This window comes from Halobacteriovorax sp. (genome assembly GCF_041587335.1).
Lineage (GTDB): Bacteria > Bdellovibrionota > Bacteriovoracia > Bacteriovoracales > Bacteriovoracaceae > Halobacteriovorax.
The window spans coordinates 1-18,601 of record NZ_JBFGYP010000057.1 but is presented as its reverse complement, the minus strand read 5'-3'; the positions used below and the strand labels follow the sequence as shown (position 1 = coordinate 18,601).

The window sequence follows — 18,601 nt, the reverse complement described above, 5'->3', positions numbered from 1 at the left end:
TCTTTATTTGGACTATCTGTTTCAAGGTTTAATCGACTATTAAACCTTTCATTCACACTTCAGCTTTTAGAAACAGAATCAAAAGGAAAAATTGTTGCTAGTCCAAAAGTAATTACTCAGAATAAGAAAAAAGCAATTATTTCTACGAAAGAAGTAACTTCATTTTCAAAATCACTATCTACTAGTACAACTGCTACAGAAGTTACATTTGAAGAGGCCGAGGCAAGTTTAAGTCTTGAAGTAACTCCTCAGGTAACGAATGAAGGTTCAATATCTTTGGAGCTTGATCTCTTAAAGCAACAATTTGGTACTAGGCCATCTGCATCAGCACCACCTGACAAACAAGAAAGAAGAGTATCAACAAATGTTTTAGTTGATAATGGATCGACAATTGTAATTGGTGGTGTGTATAACTATGAGAAGAGAGAATCTCACTCAGGAGTTCCATTTTTAAAGGATATTCCTCTTGTGGGTTGGTTGTTTAGAACACCATATGCTCCTGAAGTTATTAAGCAAGAGTTACTAATATTTTTAACTCCAAGAATTGTTAATCAAGAAGAAGCTGGAATAATAGAAAAATCATAAGGTTATATGGTACAGAAGAGTCAAATTTTAGATAAGTATTTAACAGCACTGGAGAAAGATCCTAAGTCTAGGGTATTTGCTCCACTGGCTGAGTATTATCGAAAAAGTGGGCTCTTAAATCAGGCCATTGAAACATTAAATCAGGGAATCAAGTATAACCCTGATTATGTCCTGGGTCATCTTGGGCTTGCGTTTTGTTATTTTGAAAATGGAGACTCAAAGAGATCATATGATATTTTGAGACCATTGATTGATTCAAATAGAGATAATCTTAGAATGCTAAGGCTATTTTCAGATACTTGTTTGGATTTAGGAAAATCTGAAGAGGCCCTTGAGAACTTGAAATACTTACTCTTTATAAACCCTAAAGATAAAGAGGCTGCCGAAAAAATTAAAGAAATTGAAGAAAGTAATAAAAAATTTGGTCCTATAAAGTTCAATCTCCAGGAAGTATTAAACGATACGAACTCTAGTGATGTAGAGACTGAAGGTGTGCAGTTTAATCTTGATGATTTAAATACTGGTTTAGAAAAAGAGAAGAGCATTGATGAATGGACGAAAGTTGATTTATCAAACGAGAGAGTTCAAGAAGACGAATTGGACTCATGGTCAATGAATGAAAGACCAAGTTTCGAAGAAGAGAAAGTTGAAGAAGAGTCTGTCGAAAGACACTTTAAAGTGGAAAGGCCAAAGTTAGAAAGTGCTCAGCCAAGTTCACCTGTAATAACTCATACTTTAGTAGATCTGTACTGCAATCAAGGTTACTTAGATAAAGCAAAGGACTTACTCGAGAAAATATTAGAGTTAAACCCCAATGATCTTAAAACAAAGCTTAAATTACAAGAGGTTGAAAGAGTATTAAATGACTCATTTGTAGATGATAGTGACTTTGATACAGATTCTGAAGATACAGATTTAGAAGATGAAGAGGAAATAGCCTTTTCTGGAAAAGAAGAAGTGGCCAAAGAAGATGAAGGTGACGAGCTCGCTGGTCGAAATAACTTGATGAATCTTTTTGATAAGAAGTTTAATAACTTTGAGATTGAAGAGCCTACTTTAAAAATTGAAGAGCCTATTTTAGAAATAGAAGAAGTTGAAAAAAGAGATCACGTAAAAGAACAGAAAATTAAAGAAATAAAAGAGGTTGAAGAGAAGCTATGGTCTTTCCACAGAGCTCTTTGCGCTAGGGCAAAAACAGTTTTATCTGTCTGATAGAACATCTTAAGACTTTACAACCTGCCATCGGGTTGGTAATTTGACGCATTATTCAATTTTGTAAATTTAGGTATTTGAGGCTACTTTATGGCAAAGAAGTTCATGGTTATAAATGGACCAAATTTAAATTTATTAGGCACTAGAGAGCCGGATGTTTACGGTAAAGAGACTCTTAAAGATATTGAAGAGTATACTCGTGATCAGTTAGGTACTATTCTTGAAGAAGAAGTCGAAGTTGAGTGGTTCCAATCAAATATTGAGGGAGAAATTGTTGAAAAGATTCAACAATTAATTAATGGTGAGTTTTGCTCATTGGTTATTAATCCTGCTGCATACTCCCATACATCAGTAGCAATTCTAGACGCATTAAAAATGTTAAATATCCCGATAGTAGAGGTTCACATGAGTAACACTCATCTGAGAGAAGAGTATCGTCAGCAAAAGTTGACGGCCAAAAGCTCGACTATCATAATGGAGGGGCTTGGAAAGAGGGCCTATTTATTTGGAATACTTTCACAATTATTAAAATAGAGGATTAGAGAATGGCACGTGAATTACAAACAACAGAATTAAAAAAAGGCGTAAGACTAGAATTAGATGGTAAGCCTTATCACATAATGAAAGCAGACTTTACTAATCCTGGAAAAGGTTCAGCGTTTACAATTTGTAAATTGAAGAACTTAGAAACAGGTGCTGTTTTTGATAGAACTTTTAAGTCTGGTGTTGGAACAGGTGTTTATGAGCCAGATTTAGAATTACTTGTAGTTGAGTATATGTATTCTGATCCAGATGGTTTTAACTTTATGGACCAAGCAACATTTGAATCAATTCATGTATCAAATGATCAGGTTGGAGATGCTGCAGGTTATCTTCAGGAAGGAATTAAATTAGATTTATTATTTTATAAAGGTAATCCTATCGCAATTGATTTACCAAACTTTGTCGTGTTGAAAATTGCCGAGACTGATCCAGGTCTTAAGGGTGATACAGCTCAAGGTGGAACTAAAGTAGCTATTATGGAGACTGGTCTTCAAGTTAAAGTTCCACTTTTTATTAAAGAGGGAGAGATCATAAAGATTGATACCAGAACGGGCGATTACATAGAAAGAGCTAAATAATAGGAAATTAATATGGATTTTAAAGAATTAGAAAAGTTTATTGCTATTGCTAAAGAAGCTGGAGCAAGTGAATTAAAGTATCAAAATGAAGATAAGAAGTTTGGAATATCATTTCCTGTCGCAGGAGCAACTCCAGTTTCGGCACAAGTTATGAGTGCTCCAGCTGCTGTACCATCAGCGGCCGTAACACCTTCAGCTTCAAAAAATGATGGATTGATTGATGTGACTTGTCCATTTGTTGGAACATTTTACAGAAGTCCTTCTCCTGAAGATCCAGCATACTCTAAAGTTGGGGATAAAGTTTCTAAGGGACAAGTTCTTTGCATTGTTGAAGCAATGAAGATCATGAATGAGATTGAATCAGATGTTGCTGGTGAAATCGTAGAGATTTGTGTTGAAAATGAAACTTACGTAGAGTTTGGACAAGTTTTATTTAAAGTAAAACCATAACAACGAGTAAGTTATGAAATTCAAAAAAATACTAATTGCTAATCGAGGCGAAATTGCTATTAGAATAGCAAGGACATGTAGAGAGCTTGGAATTTCTACTGTTGCTGTTCATTCAAGTGCTGATGAAAACTCACTTCATGTGAAGTTAGCAGATGAGTCTGTTTGTATCGGACCAGCAAAGCCAACGTTAAGTTATTTAAATATTCCGAGTATACTATCAGCTGCTGAAATAACAGGTGCAGATGCAATACATCCAGGGTTTGGTTTCCTATCTGAAAATAAAGAGTTCGCAGAAATGTGCTCTAAGTGGGGAATAGAGTTTATTGGACCGAATGTAGATTGTATCGAAAGAATGGGAGATAAAATTATCTCTAAGCAGATTGCTGAAGCAGCTGGAGTTCCAATTTTAAAGCCAATTGCAGTTAATGGTAGAGATGATAACTCTATCTTAGCTGATGTTGAGAAAATGGGACTACCTGTTCTTGTCAAAGCTTCCGCTGGTGGTGGTGGCCGTGGAATGAAGAAGATTGAAGAGATGAGTGATCTTCTTGTTACAATTTCAAGGCTAAAAACTGAAGCAAAAGCAGGCTTCGGTGACGACACATTATTTATTGAAAAATTTGTAACAAATCCACGTCACGTTGAAGTTCAGATTATGGCCGATAGGCACGGTAATGTACTTCACCTTGGTGAAAGAGATTGTACTGTTCAAAGAAGATTTCAAAAAGTTGTTGAAGAGTCACCATGCCCAGTTCTCTCTCAAGAAAGAAGAGAAGAGATTTGTAACTCCGCTGTCGCATTGGCTAAGCATGTGAACTACGACTCAGTCGGAACAGTTGAGTACTTATATGACCAAGATGAAGATAGATTCTACTTCATGGAGATGAATACTCGTATTCAGGTTGAGCATCCAGTTACTGAACAGAGAACGGGAATTGACTTAATTGCTCAACAAATACTAGCGGCCGCTGATGAAAAAATTAAAATTAAGCAAGAGGATATCAAGTTTGTAGGACATTCTATTGAATGTCGATTAAATGCTGAAGATCCAAAAACTTTTGCGCCATGCCCGGGAAGAATACTCCACTATCATAGACCTGCTGGCCTTGGTGTGAGAGTGGATGATTTTATTTACTCTGGGTATAATGTATCTCCTTTTTACGACTCTATGTTAGCAAAAATTATTGTTACAGGTATAGATAGAGAGGAATGCTTAAACAGAATGGATAGAGCACTTGAAGAAACTGTAATTGAAGGGATTAAGACAAATAAGTCACTTCATTTAATGATTATTCGAGATGAGGACTTTAGGGGCAATAATTACGCTACCGACTTTCTAGTTAAGAAATTGAAGTAAAATAAGAGTTAAGTAATTGTATTCATTTGAATACTTTATAATTTAACTCAAGAAATTTTATGAATGACTTATTAGAAAATTTAGAGCAATTGGTTTTGGAAAATAAGCTATCTAGGGCCAATTTAGAAATTAAAGAATTCCTTTCTGAAGATTCGATTTTGACTCAAGAGCTTTTTGAAAAAATTCAAAAAGTTTTTGAGTTAATTAATCAAAATGATATTTCCTTAATAAGAAAACTTATAGAGTTAAGTTTAGCTAATCAATTAAATATACGACCGTATATTTTAAAAACAATCGCACAAGTTAATGATAACGATTTCTATTTTATTTATCCTTTAGCAAAAGAATATTTTATATCAAATGGAATGCTTGAAGACTTCGAAGATTGCTTTTTAAGATTTAAAAAAAATATGCTTGAAAGTAAATCATATACGAGCTTTCTAAAGGAAGTTGAAGAACTTCAAAAATTAGGTATTGAGATTGATATAAAGCCTGAAGATTTGTCATTGTCTCACTACGGTCAAGGAAATATTGAATACTTTGAAAAAGAGTATGAAAACGCTTTAAGAAAAAATAAAAAAACTATTCTTCATAATATCTCAATCGACTTTGGAGATCCTATATGGAGAAAGCAAAGTTTCATCATGAAAGAAACTGTTCTAAGAAATAAAGGAAGTTCTTTATTAGAGCATCGTAAGGAGTTTTTAAAATCAATTTATGAACTACTACTTGTAAATAATGAAGTTGATTCTTGCTTATACTTATTATTGGAATATTCATACGAAATGAGACATAAAGTTCTCGCTGAGATCGTTGTAGATGCCCTAGTACGAAGTCATGATGGTAATAAAGTAGAGTTAGAGAAGAAAGTCTCAGGTATAGATCATGTTGTTAGGGGACAATTTGAAGATATTGATTTAGCTGATGATCTTTTTGGTGGAGAGATTGAAAAGCAAGACATAACTATTAGAAGGTTAGTTAATCAAATAAATATCTTAAAAGATGAAAGAGACTTAGAGGGAGCTACAAAACTCTTAGAAAAACTAAAAGTTCTAGATAAAGATCATACTTTAGTAAAAGAGCTAGAAGAAAAAGAACATAAAATAAAAGGTACTAAGTTATCTCAAGTAAAGAAAACCTTGAGTGAGATTGAGCAGGATTTAGTAAATGAATTATCTGTATATTGTGAGAGTAAAACTTCTGATTTAAAGGAAGAAGAAAACTTTCTAAAGTTGTATACTAAGAAAACTGTGGAGTTAATGCCTATAGAAGAGCTTTTAAAACAATATAGAGAGCTAATATATTCATACAATACATTAGGTTTTTATGAAAGCTCTCTAAGAGTTATTGAAAGAGTGTTAAAAGAAGGGCATCTTGACTTGAAGGAAGAAGTAGAAGCTCTCTATTTGAATATCGAAATTTTACGAATGGCTCAAAATTACTATGGTGCTTTAAACATAGTAGAGAAAAGTATTGAAGAAAAAGCAATGACTGACAATGAGAAAATTTCATTCTTTTACTTGAAAGGAGAAATTCTTAGAGAAGTTGGTAGGCGTAAAGATGCTCTTAGGGCCTATTCAAAAGTAGCCTCAATTAATAAAAAATATAGAATGGTTGCATATAGGTTAAAAGAAATTGAATAAACTGAATAAGATATTAATATTATTCTCAATTTTTACAGCATTTTTAATAATGTCTGCGTGGAAGTTTGTTCAGTCCGAATATTTTGGATCTATTGTTACAAGAGAAATAAACAAAAATATAAGTAGTAAGGTAGATGTAGATATATCTTTTTCAAATGTCGAAATAGATATGTTCCCACCAGCAACAAGATTGAAGAATATTACAATCGTAAGTTCTAATGAGAAATACAAATTCGATATAAGTGCAGGAAGCTTAATGATGTCATTTGGATTAAGTGACTTCTTTGGTCGTAAGCTTTCAATTCATAAGCTTGGACTCGAAGATGCTTTTATAGACTTGACTGAATTAAAGTTTGAAGAAAGTGAAGAGAAAATTGTACCAAAAGATCTATTTCCCAAAATTAAAGATCTCTTTCAAAACGACCTGCCCGTTAGAGTCGGCGGTATTATATTAGAACGTTCAAGCTTGAGGTCAGACTACTTGAATGGAGACTTTAGAAAATTAGATATAGATATTTATAAGAGTGTTTTAGAGGCCAGTATCAGTGGTTATGGCCTAGAAATAAATAAGAAAATTGTTAAAAATGATGATCTAAACAAGATAGATTATTTATCTGTTGAATTTCACTTAAATACTAAGAAGCTTTTATTAAAGAAAAGTGAATTTTGGAAGAACTCCGAGAATGCAACTTTTGAAGGAGCCTTACTTTTCAAAGAAAAGCTAGAGTTTGAAGGAGTTGCTTACTTTAGAGGTATGTTGGAAAACATAAAGTTTTTAAAGAAGAATAATCTTTATAACGAATTACAACCCAAGGGAGTTGTAGAAGTTAAAAGTAATATAAAAAGTGACTTTCAAAATAAGCTCGATTTAGACGGCTCTGTTCGAATTGTGGATCTGGAAAGCAGATATGCAATATTGGATAGCGCTTATATAAGGTTTGAAAAAAGTGATGAAAATCTATTCATAAAAGAAGCTCTTGTTGAGGATCGGTCTGGTTCAATAGAAATGAAAGATCAGATTAAGGTATATGATTTTAAATCAAAGAAAATTGTACGAGAAGATGTTCAACTTAAGTTTTCAGATTTTCATACGAATTCAATACTTTATTTTTTGAGAGACTCCCTCGATGTTTTAAAAGGAAGACTCTCGGGAGCTGTCACTGCTAATTGGAGTGAAAGTGACGTTATTTTTAATATTAAAAATGGCTCTACTTTAAGTAAGTTCTCTCTTGATTCCAGCTCTAAAGTTCCAATTTTAGAGAATGATAAAATCAATATATACAACACCAGCATAGGAGTAACTTCGAAAGGCGAAGTCGAGTTTGATTTCGATATAGGTACAGGTTCATTCACTAGACTTAGAGGAATAGGTCAAATTGAAGGAGATAAAGTTAACTTTAGTGTTAAAAACTCCAAGGCAAGTTTTAAAGAAATAGGTCCCATATCAGGACTTCCCCTTTTTGGTGAGGGAGATTTTGAGATGGATATTGTTGGTGCAGGCAGTGATGTGAATTTTGATTTTGGGTTAGATATGTCCAAAGTAAAAATTTTAGATTTCAACATAGAAAAACTAAAAGGAAATTTAGGGTTAAGTATTAATGATCTTGTCCTTTCATTAAAGGGAGTGACAGGAGATTTTAAAAAAACATCTTATGTTTCGAGTGGCTTTATTGATTTTAAGAAAGATAAGTTAAATCTTGGTATTAATGTCAAGCAGACTGAACTTGAGGATGCCCTTCATATTTTAGAGCCTATCGCTAAAGATCTAGATTTTTTAAAGTCAAAGTACTTGTCTCTAAACTTTAGTTCCAAGCTTAAGTTGACTGGAGGTCTTTCTGAAAATGAGTTGAGGGTCTATGGTATCTTAAGCGGGCAAGACTTTACATTTTTAAAGGAGAAGGCAGAGTCATTACTATTTAATTTCGAATTCTCTGACAATCTCTTAGCACTGAACAATATTAAAATTAGGCAGTCCTCGTCAGAATTTATAGGTAACTTTAAAATCAATACAAAAAGTAATTTCTTTGAGTACGATGCTAAATTAATTAGTGGTCAACTTGAAGATTTCGAGACTTATAGATTTTTAAATCTTGGTTATTCCTCGGAGATATCTGGAGAGTTCTATGGGAAGGGAACTGTCGAAGACTTTTCAACTCGAGCACATTTAAAGTTTACAAATAGTTTTCTAGGTAATGTACAGGTCCCTGAATCTTTAATTACTATATATAATAACTCTAAAGAAGTTTTCTCTAGTGGTAACTTTTTAGGAGACAGAACTTCTTATAATCTCTACTTAAACTTTGATGAGAAAACTCCTCAGAAGTCATATATTAATTCCTCTTTAAACTTTAAGGATATTAAAGAACTTGTAGGTGTAATTTCAAACCATAATATGAGTAATAATACTGTTTCAGGCTCTATTAAGGGGAGTTTAAAAAGTAGCTTTTCATTATTTGAATTAGACAAAATGTCTGTTGATATTGATTTAGAGAAGCTCTTCTTTCAAAAAAGTGATGAAGTTATTCGAATAAATGGTAATAAAGCAAAGCTTTCTCTTAGGGATGGTGTTGTTGATTCTGTTAACTTTAAGTTGATAAGTAATAAAAATAATTATTTTACAATCTTTGGTAAAGGGTCACTTTCTGAAGGTATAAATTTAAAGCAAGAGTTCAAAATTGATTCTTCGTTTTTAGAGTTACTTTCATCAAAGGTCACAAAGTCAAGTGGAGATGTTTTTGGTGAAGGAAGTATTTCGGGAACCATTAATGATTTAGATGTTGAGCACTCTTTAACAGGTAGTAATATATTCCTAAATATATTGGGAATACCAAGTTCATTTTCTGATATGTCCTTTGATTTAGTTTTTGAGCAGAATAGTCTCATGATTAATAAAGTGAAGGGATATTTTGGAAAGGGCGATATTGAAGCAAAAGGGTTTGTTAAGTTTTTAATTCCTTATCCTGAGATTGATCTTAGCTTAAATTTTTCTAATAGTTATATTCCACTATTTAAAAAGAGTGGGATACTTGCTTCTGGTCTTGCGAGAGTTGAAGGGAAGGAGTTTCCATATCTATTGAATGGAAGTGTCAGTATTTTAAATGGAACGATCAATGACGAGTTACAGGACTTATCTCCACCTAGTGTTTCTGGGGCTACGATTACAACAAAGTATGTTCCTGAGAATAAATTTGATAATAAGTTTGATCTCTTTGACTTAGATCTTTCGGTTAGTTTTGATAAACCTATTATCGTTAGAAATTTACTAACAGATTTAAGATTGCTAGGTAACGGAAGAGTTAGAGGTAAGCTTTATAAACCTGTCGTCAGCGGAGTTATAGAAGTCGTACCAGGCTTAAGTAAGTTACTTTTTAAGGGGAATGAGTTTATTCTCAGTGAAGGGACTATTGTCTTTACTGAAGAGAGAGGGCTTGTTCCAGAGCTAAACTTTACAAGTAGTAGTAATGTTAACCAATATTCAGTAAATTTAGATGTTTATGGAATGGCAAATAATCCTCAGCTAAATATCTCATCAGATCCATTTCTTAATCAGGAAGATATTTTTAGTTTACTTACGCTTGGCTTTACTTCAGAGGTGTCTGACCAATTGGAAGAGAAGGAGAGAAGGTCTGCAACGACTCTTGGTATTGGAACATTACTTTTTGATCAATTGTTAAAAAATCAAGGCCTAAGTTCTAATTTGGGGCTTAAGTTAAGTGTTCTTCCCGAGTTTGAAGAGAATGAGTCGTCATTACTTAAGGGGAAGTCTGGTGTTTCTGATAGTCGTTCTGGTCGATATAAAAGTGCAACAAAGATTAAGCTTGAGAAAAAAATAAGTAAGAATGTTGATTTATCACTTGCAAGTACCGTAGGTGGAAGTGCTGAGCAGAAACAAGAAATGAATGTAAATTATAATATTTTAAAGAATGTTTCACTTGAGGGAGTTTATGAAATAAACTCTACAAATGAAGAACAATCAAAAGAGCCTAGATCATTTGGTGTGGATGTAAAGATACAATGGACCTATTAAGAAATATATTTCTTCTATTTTTACTGCTTTTGGCTCCAAGTATTTATGCCGATGGAATCAAGAACTTTTCATTAAGTTGTAGTGGAACAACTTTAAAATGTTCAGATATACGAAATGATCTTAAGAAGAAAGTTCAGCTAGGATTATCTAATGATACTATAAAGGATTACTTCAACTTGGTTCTTTATGATAATTCAATTTCAAAGCTTTCATATTCAGTTGAAGATGAAAAGTTAGATCTTAAGATTTCATTTTATAAGAAAATTGAATTATTTAAAATTAATCACCTTACGGAGATAGACACTTCTGCTATTGAAAAGCTTGTAGGTCTAACAGAGGGCTCTTTTTATAAAAAAGATGATGTAGAAAATGCGAAAGAGCAGATACTCAATTATTTTATAGAGAGAGGGTACACTAATACTAAGCTTGAAGTTGAAACAATTGAAAAAGATTATCGTATTTCAATACTGTTTAAAGTTGAGACGGGACTATTCACAAAAGTTAAGGATGTAGAAATAATTTCATCTAGTCCTCAGGGGGCAATTGAGCTGATTTCGAGAAGGTTTAATAAGTTTCAAAATAAGGTGTGGAATAAAATAGACTTAAAGTTCGAAACAGAAAGATTGTCTGCTGACTTATTCAATCAGGGATATTTTTCTAGCTCAGTATCAATTCTTGATTCAGAGGTTTCAAGTCGATCAGAGCGCAATGATGTAAGCATCAAGATTAAGGTTGAGCTTGGAGATAAGAATAGTTTCAGTTTTCATGGGAATAATATTTTCACTCATCAAGAAATATTGCTGACTTTGAAAGATAGTATCAAGTCTAACCTTGGTGCTTTTAAAGAAAATGATCTACGTGCATTGGTTGTAAAGATGTACGAAAATATAGGAATCTTCAATACTGCCGTTAGTGTTTATAGCAATTTGGGAACAGATAAAGACGGCCAGTCATTTATCAATTACTTCTTTAAAATTGATGAGGGAGTTAAGATTATAACGAATAGTGTTTCTTTTGTTGGGAATATAGACATTCCAATTGAGAACATAAAGAAACATTACATGGAGAATGCCTCTGTATTAGCAAGTCGAGGATTTTTAGACTTGAACTACGTTAATAGCTTCACAACTCTTTTAAGAGCGAAGTATTTGAGGTTGGGTTATGTTCAGGTCGATGTAGGGGCTCCACGTATTTCATACAACAAGCTTCGAACACGAGTAGATATAGAATATAGGATTAAAGAAAGGCAAAGAGCAATATTAGAGAGAATTGATTTTTCTGGAGTGCCTCTTATTTTTAGAAATGAAGTAAGAGAGCTTCTTTCTAATGTTAAAAATAATCCTGTAAATGTATTAGAAGTTGATAGTGATATCGATAAAACCGTCCTATTTTTAAAGTCAAAAGGTTATTACTTTGCCGTTGCAAATAAGCTCAAGTCTGAAGATGTTCTTTTATATGATCCTACTTATACAAGTTCTATACTAAATATTGATATAAATTTAGGAGACAAGGTTACCTATAATAATGCTGTTATTTCTGGTTATTCAAAAACAAATAGAATAGTTATTGAGAGGGAAATAGACTTCTCTGCTGGAGAAATATTAACTCCTGGTAAGGTTCAGGATCTTAAAAATAGATTAACTTCCCTCGGTTTATTTTCAAGTATTGAAATAAAGCCACTCTTTGATAAAGAAACTAAGAAATATAATTTATTAATTCAGGTTCAAGAGAAGGATTTTGGTACGGCCTTTTTCGCTCCAGGGTATAGAACAGATATTGGTTATAAGGTATCTGTTGGAACTAATTATAATAATATTGGCGGAATGAATAGGATTGGTACATTAAGAGCTCAGGTGAATAGAAGAGATAGTTATAGAGCTTTCGATCTAAGAAGAAAGAATGAAGAAAAAGATATGCTTGAGCTTTTATTTAGAGGGAACTTAACTGAGCCGTATTTCTTTCCTAGTGTTTTTGGAAAGAAGCTCGAAGCTGATATGGGATTTTCAATTGAGAGAAAGAGGTATTATGAGTTTGATGCCGATAGGTTAAGAATTTCTCCAACATTATCCAAGAAGTTTAATGAGTTCTTCTCCGCATCTTTAAAGTATCAGTGGGAAAGAATAAATCAATATGATGCAACTAGTGAAATTAATAATGATGATTTCAATATTGGGGGGATAACTCCTGGTATATCTTTTGATTTTAGAGATGATCCTATTACTCCTCGAGCAGGAAGCTTTTTTAGTTTATCTGTTGAGTTTGCTAATAACTTTTTTGGCTCAATGGATAACGATACAATAAAGGTGAATTACTATAAATTGGTTTCTCGAAATCGTTTCTATTTTCCGCTTGGTAATTTCGTTTTTGCCGTTAGTGCGAGTTGGGGGATTCAAAAGAACTTCTCTAATAAGGTAAAGGTGGATAGTTCAGGAAATCCTATCTTAGATGCTGATGGTAATGTCCAAACAGAAGGCTATATTCCGTCTATTAAGGTGTTTAGATTGAATGGTGTAGACATTGTTAGGGGTTTTGCTGAAGATGAAATTAATGTCCTATTAAATAATAGTGATATTGGTGATACAGTTATTAGAGATAAGGCTTATTTTGCAAATTTAAAGTTTGAGGCAAGGTACTCTGTTACAGATACTTTTGTAGTTGGCCCATTTGTTGATGCTGGTCGTGTTTTTGTGGATAAGTTTCAACCACTAAAGTTGAGAAGTGCTGTAGGGGTAACATTTAAGTATATTACTCCGGTTGGTTCTCTCGATTTTGACTATGGTGTGAAAACTAAGAGATTTAGACGAGATGCGCAAGGGCGAGAGAATTTTGGAAGATTTCATCTTTCTATAGGCTTTTTCTAAATATAAACTGTTGCATTTTGCTTAGTTTGTATAAAATTGGAAGAGTTTGATTTTTGGTCTTGACTAGTGGCCCAATAATCCAGTATAAGGTTGAACACTCGTATTTTGAGTTATTAAAAATTAATGTAATGCAGTAAAATATTTTTACTTGGAAGGTAGTTTATGTACACGCAGAAGTCTTTTGTATTGAAGCCAGCTGACGCAGACAAAAAGTGGCATCTTGTAGATGCTCAAGATAAAGTTGTTGGAAGACTTGCGACTGAGATAGCAAATATCCTGAGAGGGAAGAACAGTCCTAAGTATACTCCTCACACTGATTCTGGTGACTTTGTAGTCGTAATCAACGCTGAGAAAGTTAAGTTTACAGGTGCAAAATGGGATAAGAAAGTTTATCACTGGCACACAAACCACATTGGTGGATTAAAATCTAGAACTGCTAAAGAGCAATTAGAGAGAAAACCAGAGCAGATTCTTATGAATGCTGTTAAGGGAATGCTTCCTAAGAATTCTTTAGGTAGAAAACAACTAACTAAGCTTAAGGTATTCGCTGGTGAGGCACATTCTCACGAAGCGCAACAACCAGTAGCTTTAGAAATTAAATAATTGAGAGGAATTGCAATGGCTACTAAAGGTAAAACTTACGATGCGCATGCTGTAGGAAGAAGAAAGACCTCTGTTGCCAGAGTCTACATGACAGAAGGTTCTGGAAAAATTACAGTTAATAAAAGAGAATTTAAAGATTACTTCGATAAAGGAACTAACAGATATGTTGTTAGCCAACCTTTAAACTTAGTAAAGCTTGCTGACAAATATGACATTAATATTAATGTTCATGGTGGTGGAACTACTGGTCAAGCTGGTGCAGTTAGACTTGGAATTGCTAGAGCAATTTTAAAAGTTGACCCAGCATTAAGATCTGAGCTTAAGGCTGCAGGTTTCCTTACGAGAGATTCAAGAAAAGTTGAACGTAAGAAATATGGTCTTAAAGGCGCAAGAGCTAAGTACCAATTCTCTAAGAGATAATAAATTTTATAATTTATATATTAAGGGCCCACGTTGTGGGCCTTTTTTGTTTGAGCAAAATGAAACATACTCATATTAAAATAAAGGGAGCAAAGACTCATAATTTAAAAAATGTCGATGTGAGCTTTCCTTTAAATTCTATAACATGTGTCGCTGGACCTTCTGGTTCAGGTAAATCTTCTTTGGCCTTTCATACAATACTTACAGAGTCTAAAAGAAGATTCATGAACTCATTTCCTAATGATGTGAAGTTTTTTTGGGATATCCCTCAGTCTGCTGATGTTGACGAGATAGTACCTGTATTACCTGTTTGGGGTCTGGCTCAACATAATCCAGTAGTAGGTTCTAGGCCAAGTGCTGTTGATTTAATGGGTGTTGGAGATATCTTTTCAAAGCTTTTATTTCAACTGGGGAGAAGTTATTGCTCTACACACTTAATTCCTCTTGAGACAGTATTGTCGACCTTTGAAATGTTGTCTTATTTAAAAGAACAAGATCTTTCAGAGAAGGCCGTTATTCACTTCTTCTTAGATGCTGACGATTATAAGAGAATACATGGTGAGGATTTTTATCCTGCTAGGTCATTCTCTGATTCTGTAAATGAATTCAGTGAAGATGATAAGTATTGGGAACTTTTTAGGCTAAGGGCCTCAAAGGTCGATAGTATGGAGAAGAAGCTTGCTGAGCAAGGTCTTTTAGATGCTACCGGTTCTGTTCTTATTTATATTGCAGAGAATGACAGTAAGAGAATTTTTAAAATTACTAAAAATAAGCAGTGTAAAAAATGTGGAGAAGTTGAAAATATAAAAATAACTTCTCCGTCTCTATTTTCTCCTTTTACTCCACTTGGTGCATGTTCTGATTGTTCAGGCCATGGAAAGAATCTAGAGTATGATAGAGAAAAAATAGTTAAAGATGATAGGTTGTCTCTGAAAGAGGGAGCGGTTAATTTTTTAACTTATTCTCGCTTTACACATCTAGAGCCTGTAATGCTTAGAGAAGCTAAGAAAGCAGGTTTTGATATTACAAAACCATTTAGAGACTTATCTACTAAGGTTTGGAAATTCTTAGAGCAAGGGCAAGGTCAGTATGGTGGTCTCTTTGAGCTTTATGAATACCTAGAGTCAAAGCGCTATAAGAAAAATGTAAGGATATTGATAAGGTCGTTAAAGACTGAGGTTCTTTGTGAATCATGTCAGGGGACAAGACTCAAGGAAGATATATTACAAGTTAGAATACCTATTGAGAAAAAATTCTCCTTAGGCGAGATCCTACTTTTTAGCTTCAAAGAGTTGTTAGACTTAATTGTAAGAATAAAAAAGCAAAAAGAAAAAATTGATAACTGGAAAGAAGTTAATAAGATAATTTCTAGTCTCGAAAGAATTTTGCAAGTTGCAATTGATCTTGGATTGGGATCGGTAAGGCTCCAGGATAAGGTTAAAACACTTAGTATCAATAATTATCAGAAAATTTTATTAGTTAAATACTTATCTTTTGAAGGGTCGGGTTCTTTATTTATTCTCGATGAAGCGAGTTTAGGACTAGATTCTGATGAAGTTAAAGTTCTTTGGAAATATCTGGTGAAGCTAAAGAATGGTGAAAATACAATTATCCTGGTTGATCACAATGATTACTTACTTCGTAAATGTGATGAAGTTGTAATGATGGGGCCTGGAGCAGGTCATCTTGGAGGAGAGGTAACCTACCAAGGTAAATTTAAAGAAGAAAAGAAAAAAGTAAGACAGAGTAAAGAGAGAAAAGTCTTAAAGACAACAACCATATCTAAAATATGTTTTAGCTCTTATCTCAATGAAGAAATAAAATTTAAGTCCGGAGGAATTACTCAGGTTCGTGGAAAGAGTTATTCAGGTAAGAAAGATATTTATATTGAGGCCTTAGGAAATATAGCATCTGAAGTATTAGGACTGGATAAAGTATCCAATCTCGAAATTAGCTTTAGTAGGCCTAAGAATTTATTTAAGTACGATAAAGTTTTAATTCTTAATTCAAAATTCAATAAGTTTAGCTCTCGCTCAACTGTTGGAACAATGATTGGTTTAACTCCTTATATTAGAAAACACTTTGCAAGTTTAGCAGTTTCTAAAAACTTAAACTTGAAAGAAGGACACTTTTCTCCTAACTCAGATTTAGGGAAATGTTCTACTTGTGAGGGCAGAGGAGTTCAGAGTGTTGATATGCAGTTTCTGGAAGATGTTCAATTTATCTGTGATGACTGTAATGGAATGAAGCTTAAGCCTTTTCTAGCAACTATTTCTGATGGTTATCATACGGTTCATGAAACTCTCAGTAGCCCATTGAGCGAAGTTTTACCTAATTTGAAATTAACCCCTAAGGGAAAAAGAATTTGGGAATATCTAAAAATACTAAATTTAGACTATTTAAGTTTAGATAGACCTCTTAGTTCTCTTTCTGGTGGTGAAAAACAACGTTTGAAGCTTCTTTCTGAGCTACAAAAAGAGATCGTAGATTCATTAATAATATTTGAAGATCTCTCTTTTGGACTGTCTCACCGAGAAATTTCTAGGCTTGGAGAATTTGTTGAAGGCCTTGCAAGTAAAGGGAATACAGTCATTTTAGTAGATGAAAATGAGCATTTCTCAGGTTTTGTGGACGAAATAATCCATGTTGAATGAATTTTTAGTAGCTTAGCAATGTTAATAATTGAGTGAATTCGTAAAGTTTTGTCAAAAGTACCCGATAATATAGATAGGGTAATAAGCTTGGGACAAAATATGCTTCAAAAAATCATAACACTTTCTATTTTAATTTATAGCACAACTGTGTTGTCTGCTACTTTCATTCCACTCTCTCTAGAGAAGCAAATGGAAAATGCGGATGGAGTTTTAAGAGGTAAATTTAAAGGTGTTGAGTATCGTAAAATATCTGATAACAAAATAATTACTGAAGCAACATTTAGTATTGTTGAGAGCGTTGGCGTTAAGCAGAGCGAAATAATTAACAAGAATAATTTTAAAGTCATCTACCCTGGAGGTAAGTGGCAAAATTTAGATTATAGAGTTTCAGGTACTCCTAGTTTTAAAGATGATGAAGAAGCGATTCTTATTCTTAAAAAAACTTCTCTTGGTTATACGGTGAAGGGATTAGGGATGGGTAAGTATGAAGTTGTAAAAAATGAAGATAATGAGTTTTATAAATCTTCTGTATTCCCTAACCATGTAAGTTTGGGAGAGATTTCAAAGAATAGCTTTGAAACAGTTATCCTTAATGAATTTGGCACAGACATGAAAAGTGTTAAATCTGATAAATTTGTAAATGTACCAGTTCGTTATATTGAAAAGAAATCATCAACGAGTGGTAGATTTCCTGCAAGTGTTGGCAGAAGTCCTGGTTCAGAGAACTTAGATCAAAGTGAGGAAGATAATTCAGGAAACCCTATTTGGATTGCAATAATCTTTGGGTTACTTGGAGCGGCCTCTGTATATTCGATTAGAAGATCTAAGAGAATGAAGTAATGAAAAAGATATTTTTCTTAATATTCCTTTTTACTCAATTCTCAACGTATGGATATGTTGTAAATAGAACGGATAGTGGTGAACTTATTAAATGGAGTTCATCCAGAAATATAAACTTATTTCTATCTACCTCAACACCAGATCTAACAAGTAGTGAAGTTAGTAGTATTGTAACAAACTCTGTAAATCAATGGTCAAGTCGAATTAATAATACTGTGAATATCTCAGCTAGTAATGATGGCGAAGTTTCTGGAAGAAATGATATCTATTTTCAAAGTAATAGTGAGTTCTTTAGTGATCCTTCAATCGTAGCAGTAACTCAATATATAGTTGATACAAACACAACGTATATTCAAGAAGCAGATATTATCTTAAATGATTCTATTCATACTTTCTCGTCATCTTCAACGAGTACAAAATACTTAGGTAATGTTATTACTCATGAAGTCGGTCATTTACTTGGAATGGGACATAGTCAGGTAATTAATTCATCAATGTTTTATGAATTAAGAAAAGGACAATCATCAATTAATGGAGATGATGATAGTGGAATTCGCTATTTGTATGGATCATCAACTCTTGGGACAATAAGTGGAACTATAGCAGGTGGAAATAATGCGACTTCTGTTTTTGGAGCGCATGTATCGGCATTCAGCTTGAAAGATGGTAGTATTATCTCTTCTGCTGTTTCTGATTCAAATGGTGATTTTACTATAAGTAATCTTCCGTTAGATGATACCTATTTCATCTATACGGAGCCTTTAAATAATTTGAGCTCTCTTCCTGGTTACTATGATGTCGCAAAGAAAGATTTTTGTGATTCTAATA

At 33.4% G+C, this 18,601-nt stretch carries 13 protein-coding genes and 1 pseudogene; all 14 read left to right on the top strand.

From position 1 onward, the window contains the following. Positions 1-585, top strand: a pseudogene (locus ABX784_RS09620) (type IV pilus secretin PilQ); the annotation flags it as partial. Positions 586-591: 6 nt separating this feature from the next. Beyond that, the gene (locus tag ABX784_RS09615; protein ID WP_372654815.1) at positions 592-1,797 is read left to right on the top strand and encodes a tetratricopeptide repeat protein; all 1,206 of its coding nucleotides are present in this window, start codon (positions 592-594) and stop codon (positions 1,795-1,797) included. A gap of 90 nt (positions 1,798-1,887) precedes the next feature. Continuing rightward, positions 1,888-2,331, top strand: coding sequence for a type II 3-dehydroquinate dehydratase (locus ABX784_RS09610; RefSeq protein WP_372654814.1), 444 nt, complete (start codon positions 1,888-1,890; stop codon positions 2,329-2,331). 11 nt (positions 2,332-2,342) lie between these two features. Beyond that, positions 2,343-2,918: an elongation factor P gene (gene efp, locus ABX784_RS09605; protein ID WP_372654813.1), complete on the top strand. Its 576-nt coding sequence runs from the start codon at positions 2,343-2,345 to the stop codon at positions 2,916-2,918. 12 nt (positions 2,919-2,930) lie between these two features. Beyond that, positions 2,931-3,368 (top strand): acetyl-CoA carboxylase biotin carboxyl carrier protein, encoded by a 438-nt coding sequence (gene accB / locus ABX784_RS09600; protein WP_372654812.1) that lies wholly within the window; start codon positions 2,931-2,933, stop codon positions 3,366-3,368. A 13-nt stretch (positions 3,369-3,381) separates the two neighbouring features. Continuing rightward, entirely contained in the window at positions 3,382-4,725 is a 1,344-nt protein-coding gene (gene accC / locus ABX784_RS09595) for an acetyl-CoA carboxylase biotin carboxylase subunit (RefSeq protein WP_372654811.1), read from the top strand. Between the two features lie 59 nt (positions 4,726-4,784). Beyond that, entirely contained in the window at positions 4,785-6,368 is a 1,584-nt protein-coding gene (locus tag ABX784_RS09590; RefSeq protein ID WP_372654810.1) for a hypothetical protein, read from the top strand. Positions 6,369-6,417: 49 nt separating this feature from the next. After that, positions 6,418-10,395, top strand: coding sequence for a translocation/assembly module TamB domain-containing protein (locus ABX784_RS09585; RefSeq protein WP_372654809.1), 3,978 nt, complete (start codon positions 6,418-6,420; stop codon positions 10,393-10,395). Continuing rightward, positions 10,383-13,256 carry a POTRA domain-containing protein gene (locus tag ABX784_RS09580; RefSeq protein WP_372654808.1) on the top strand — a complete coding sequence of 958 codons (2,874 nt, stop codon included), beginning with the start codon at positions 10,383-10,385 and terminating at the stop codon, positions 13,254-13,256. Before ABX784_RS09585 ends, ABX784_RS09580 begins: the two co-directional genes overlap by 13 nt. A gap of 162 nt (positions 13,257-13,418) precedes the next feature. Further along, complete coding sequence (rplM, locus tag ABX784_RS09575) at positions 13,419-13,859, top strand: 50S ribosomal protein L13 (RefSeq protein WP_372654807.1); 441 nt, start codon at positions 13,419-13,421, stop codon at positions 13,857-13,859. 15 nt (positions 13,860-13,874) lie between these two features. Beyond that, complete coding sequence (rpsI, locus tag ABX784_RS09570; protein ID WP_372654806.1) at positions 13,875-14,279, top strand: 30S ribosomal protein S9; 405 nt, start codon at positions 13,875-13,877, stop codon at positions 14,277-14,279. A gap of 59 nt (positions 14,280-14,338) precedes the next feature. Next, entirely contained in the window at positions 14,339-16,933 is a 2,595-nt protein-coding gene (locus ABX784_RS09565; protein WP_372654805.1) for a hypothetical protein, read from the top strand. 99 nt (positions 16,934-17,032) lie between these two features. Beyond that, entirely contained in the window at positions 17,033-17,773 is a 741-nt protein-coding gene (locus ABX784_RS09560) for a hypothetical protein (RefSeq protein ID WP_372654804.1), read from the top strand. After that, positions 17,773-18,601, top strand: an 829-nt coding sequence (locus ABX784_RS09555; protein ID WP_372654803.1) for a matrixin family metalloprotease, incomplete at its 3' end; no start/stop codon positions are given. The genes ABX784_RS09560 and ABX784_RS09555, both read left to right, overlap by 1 nt.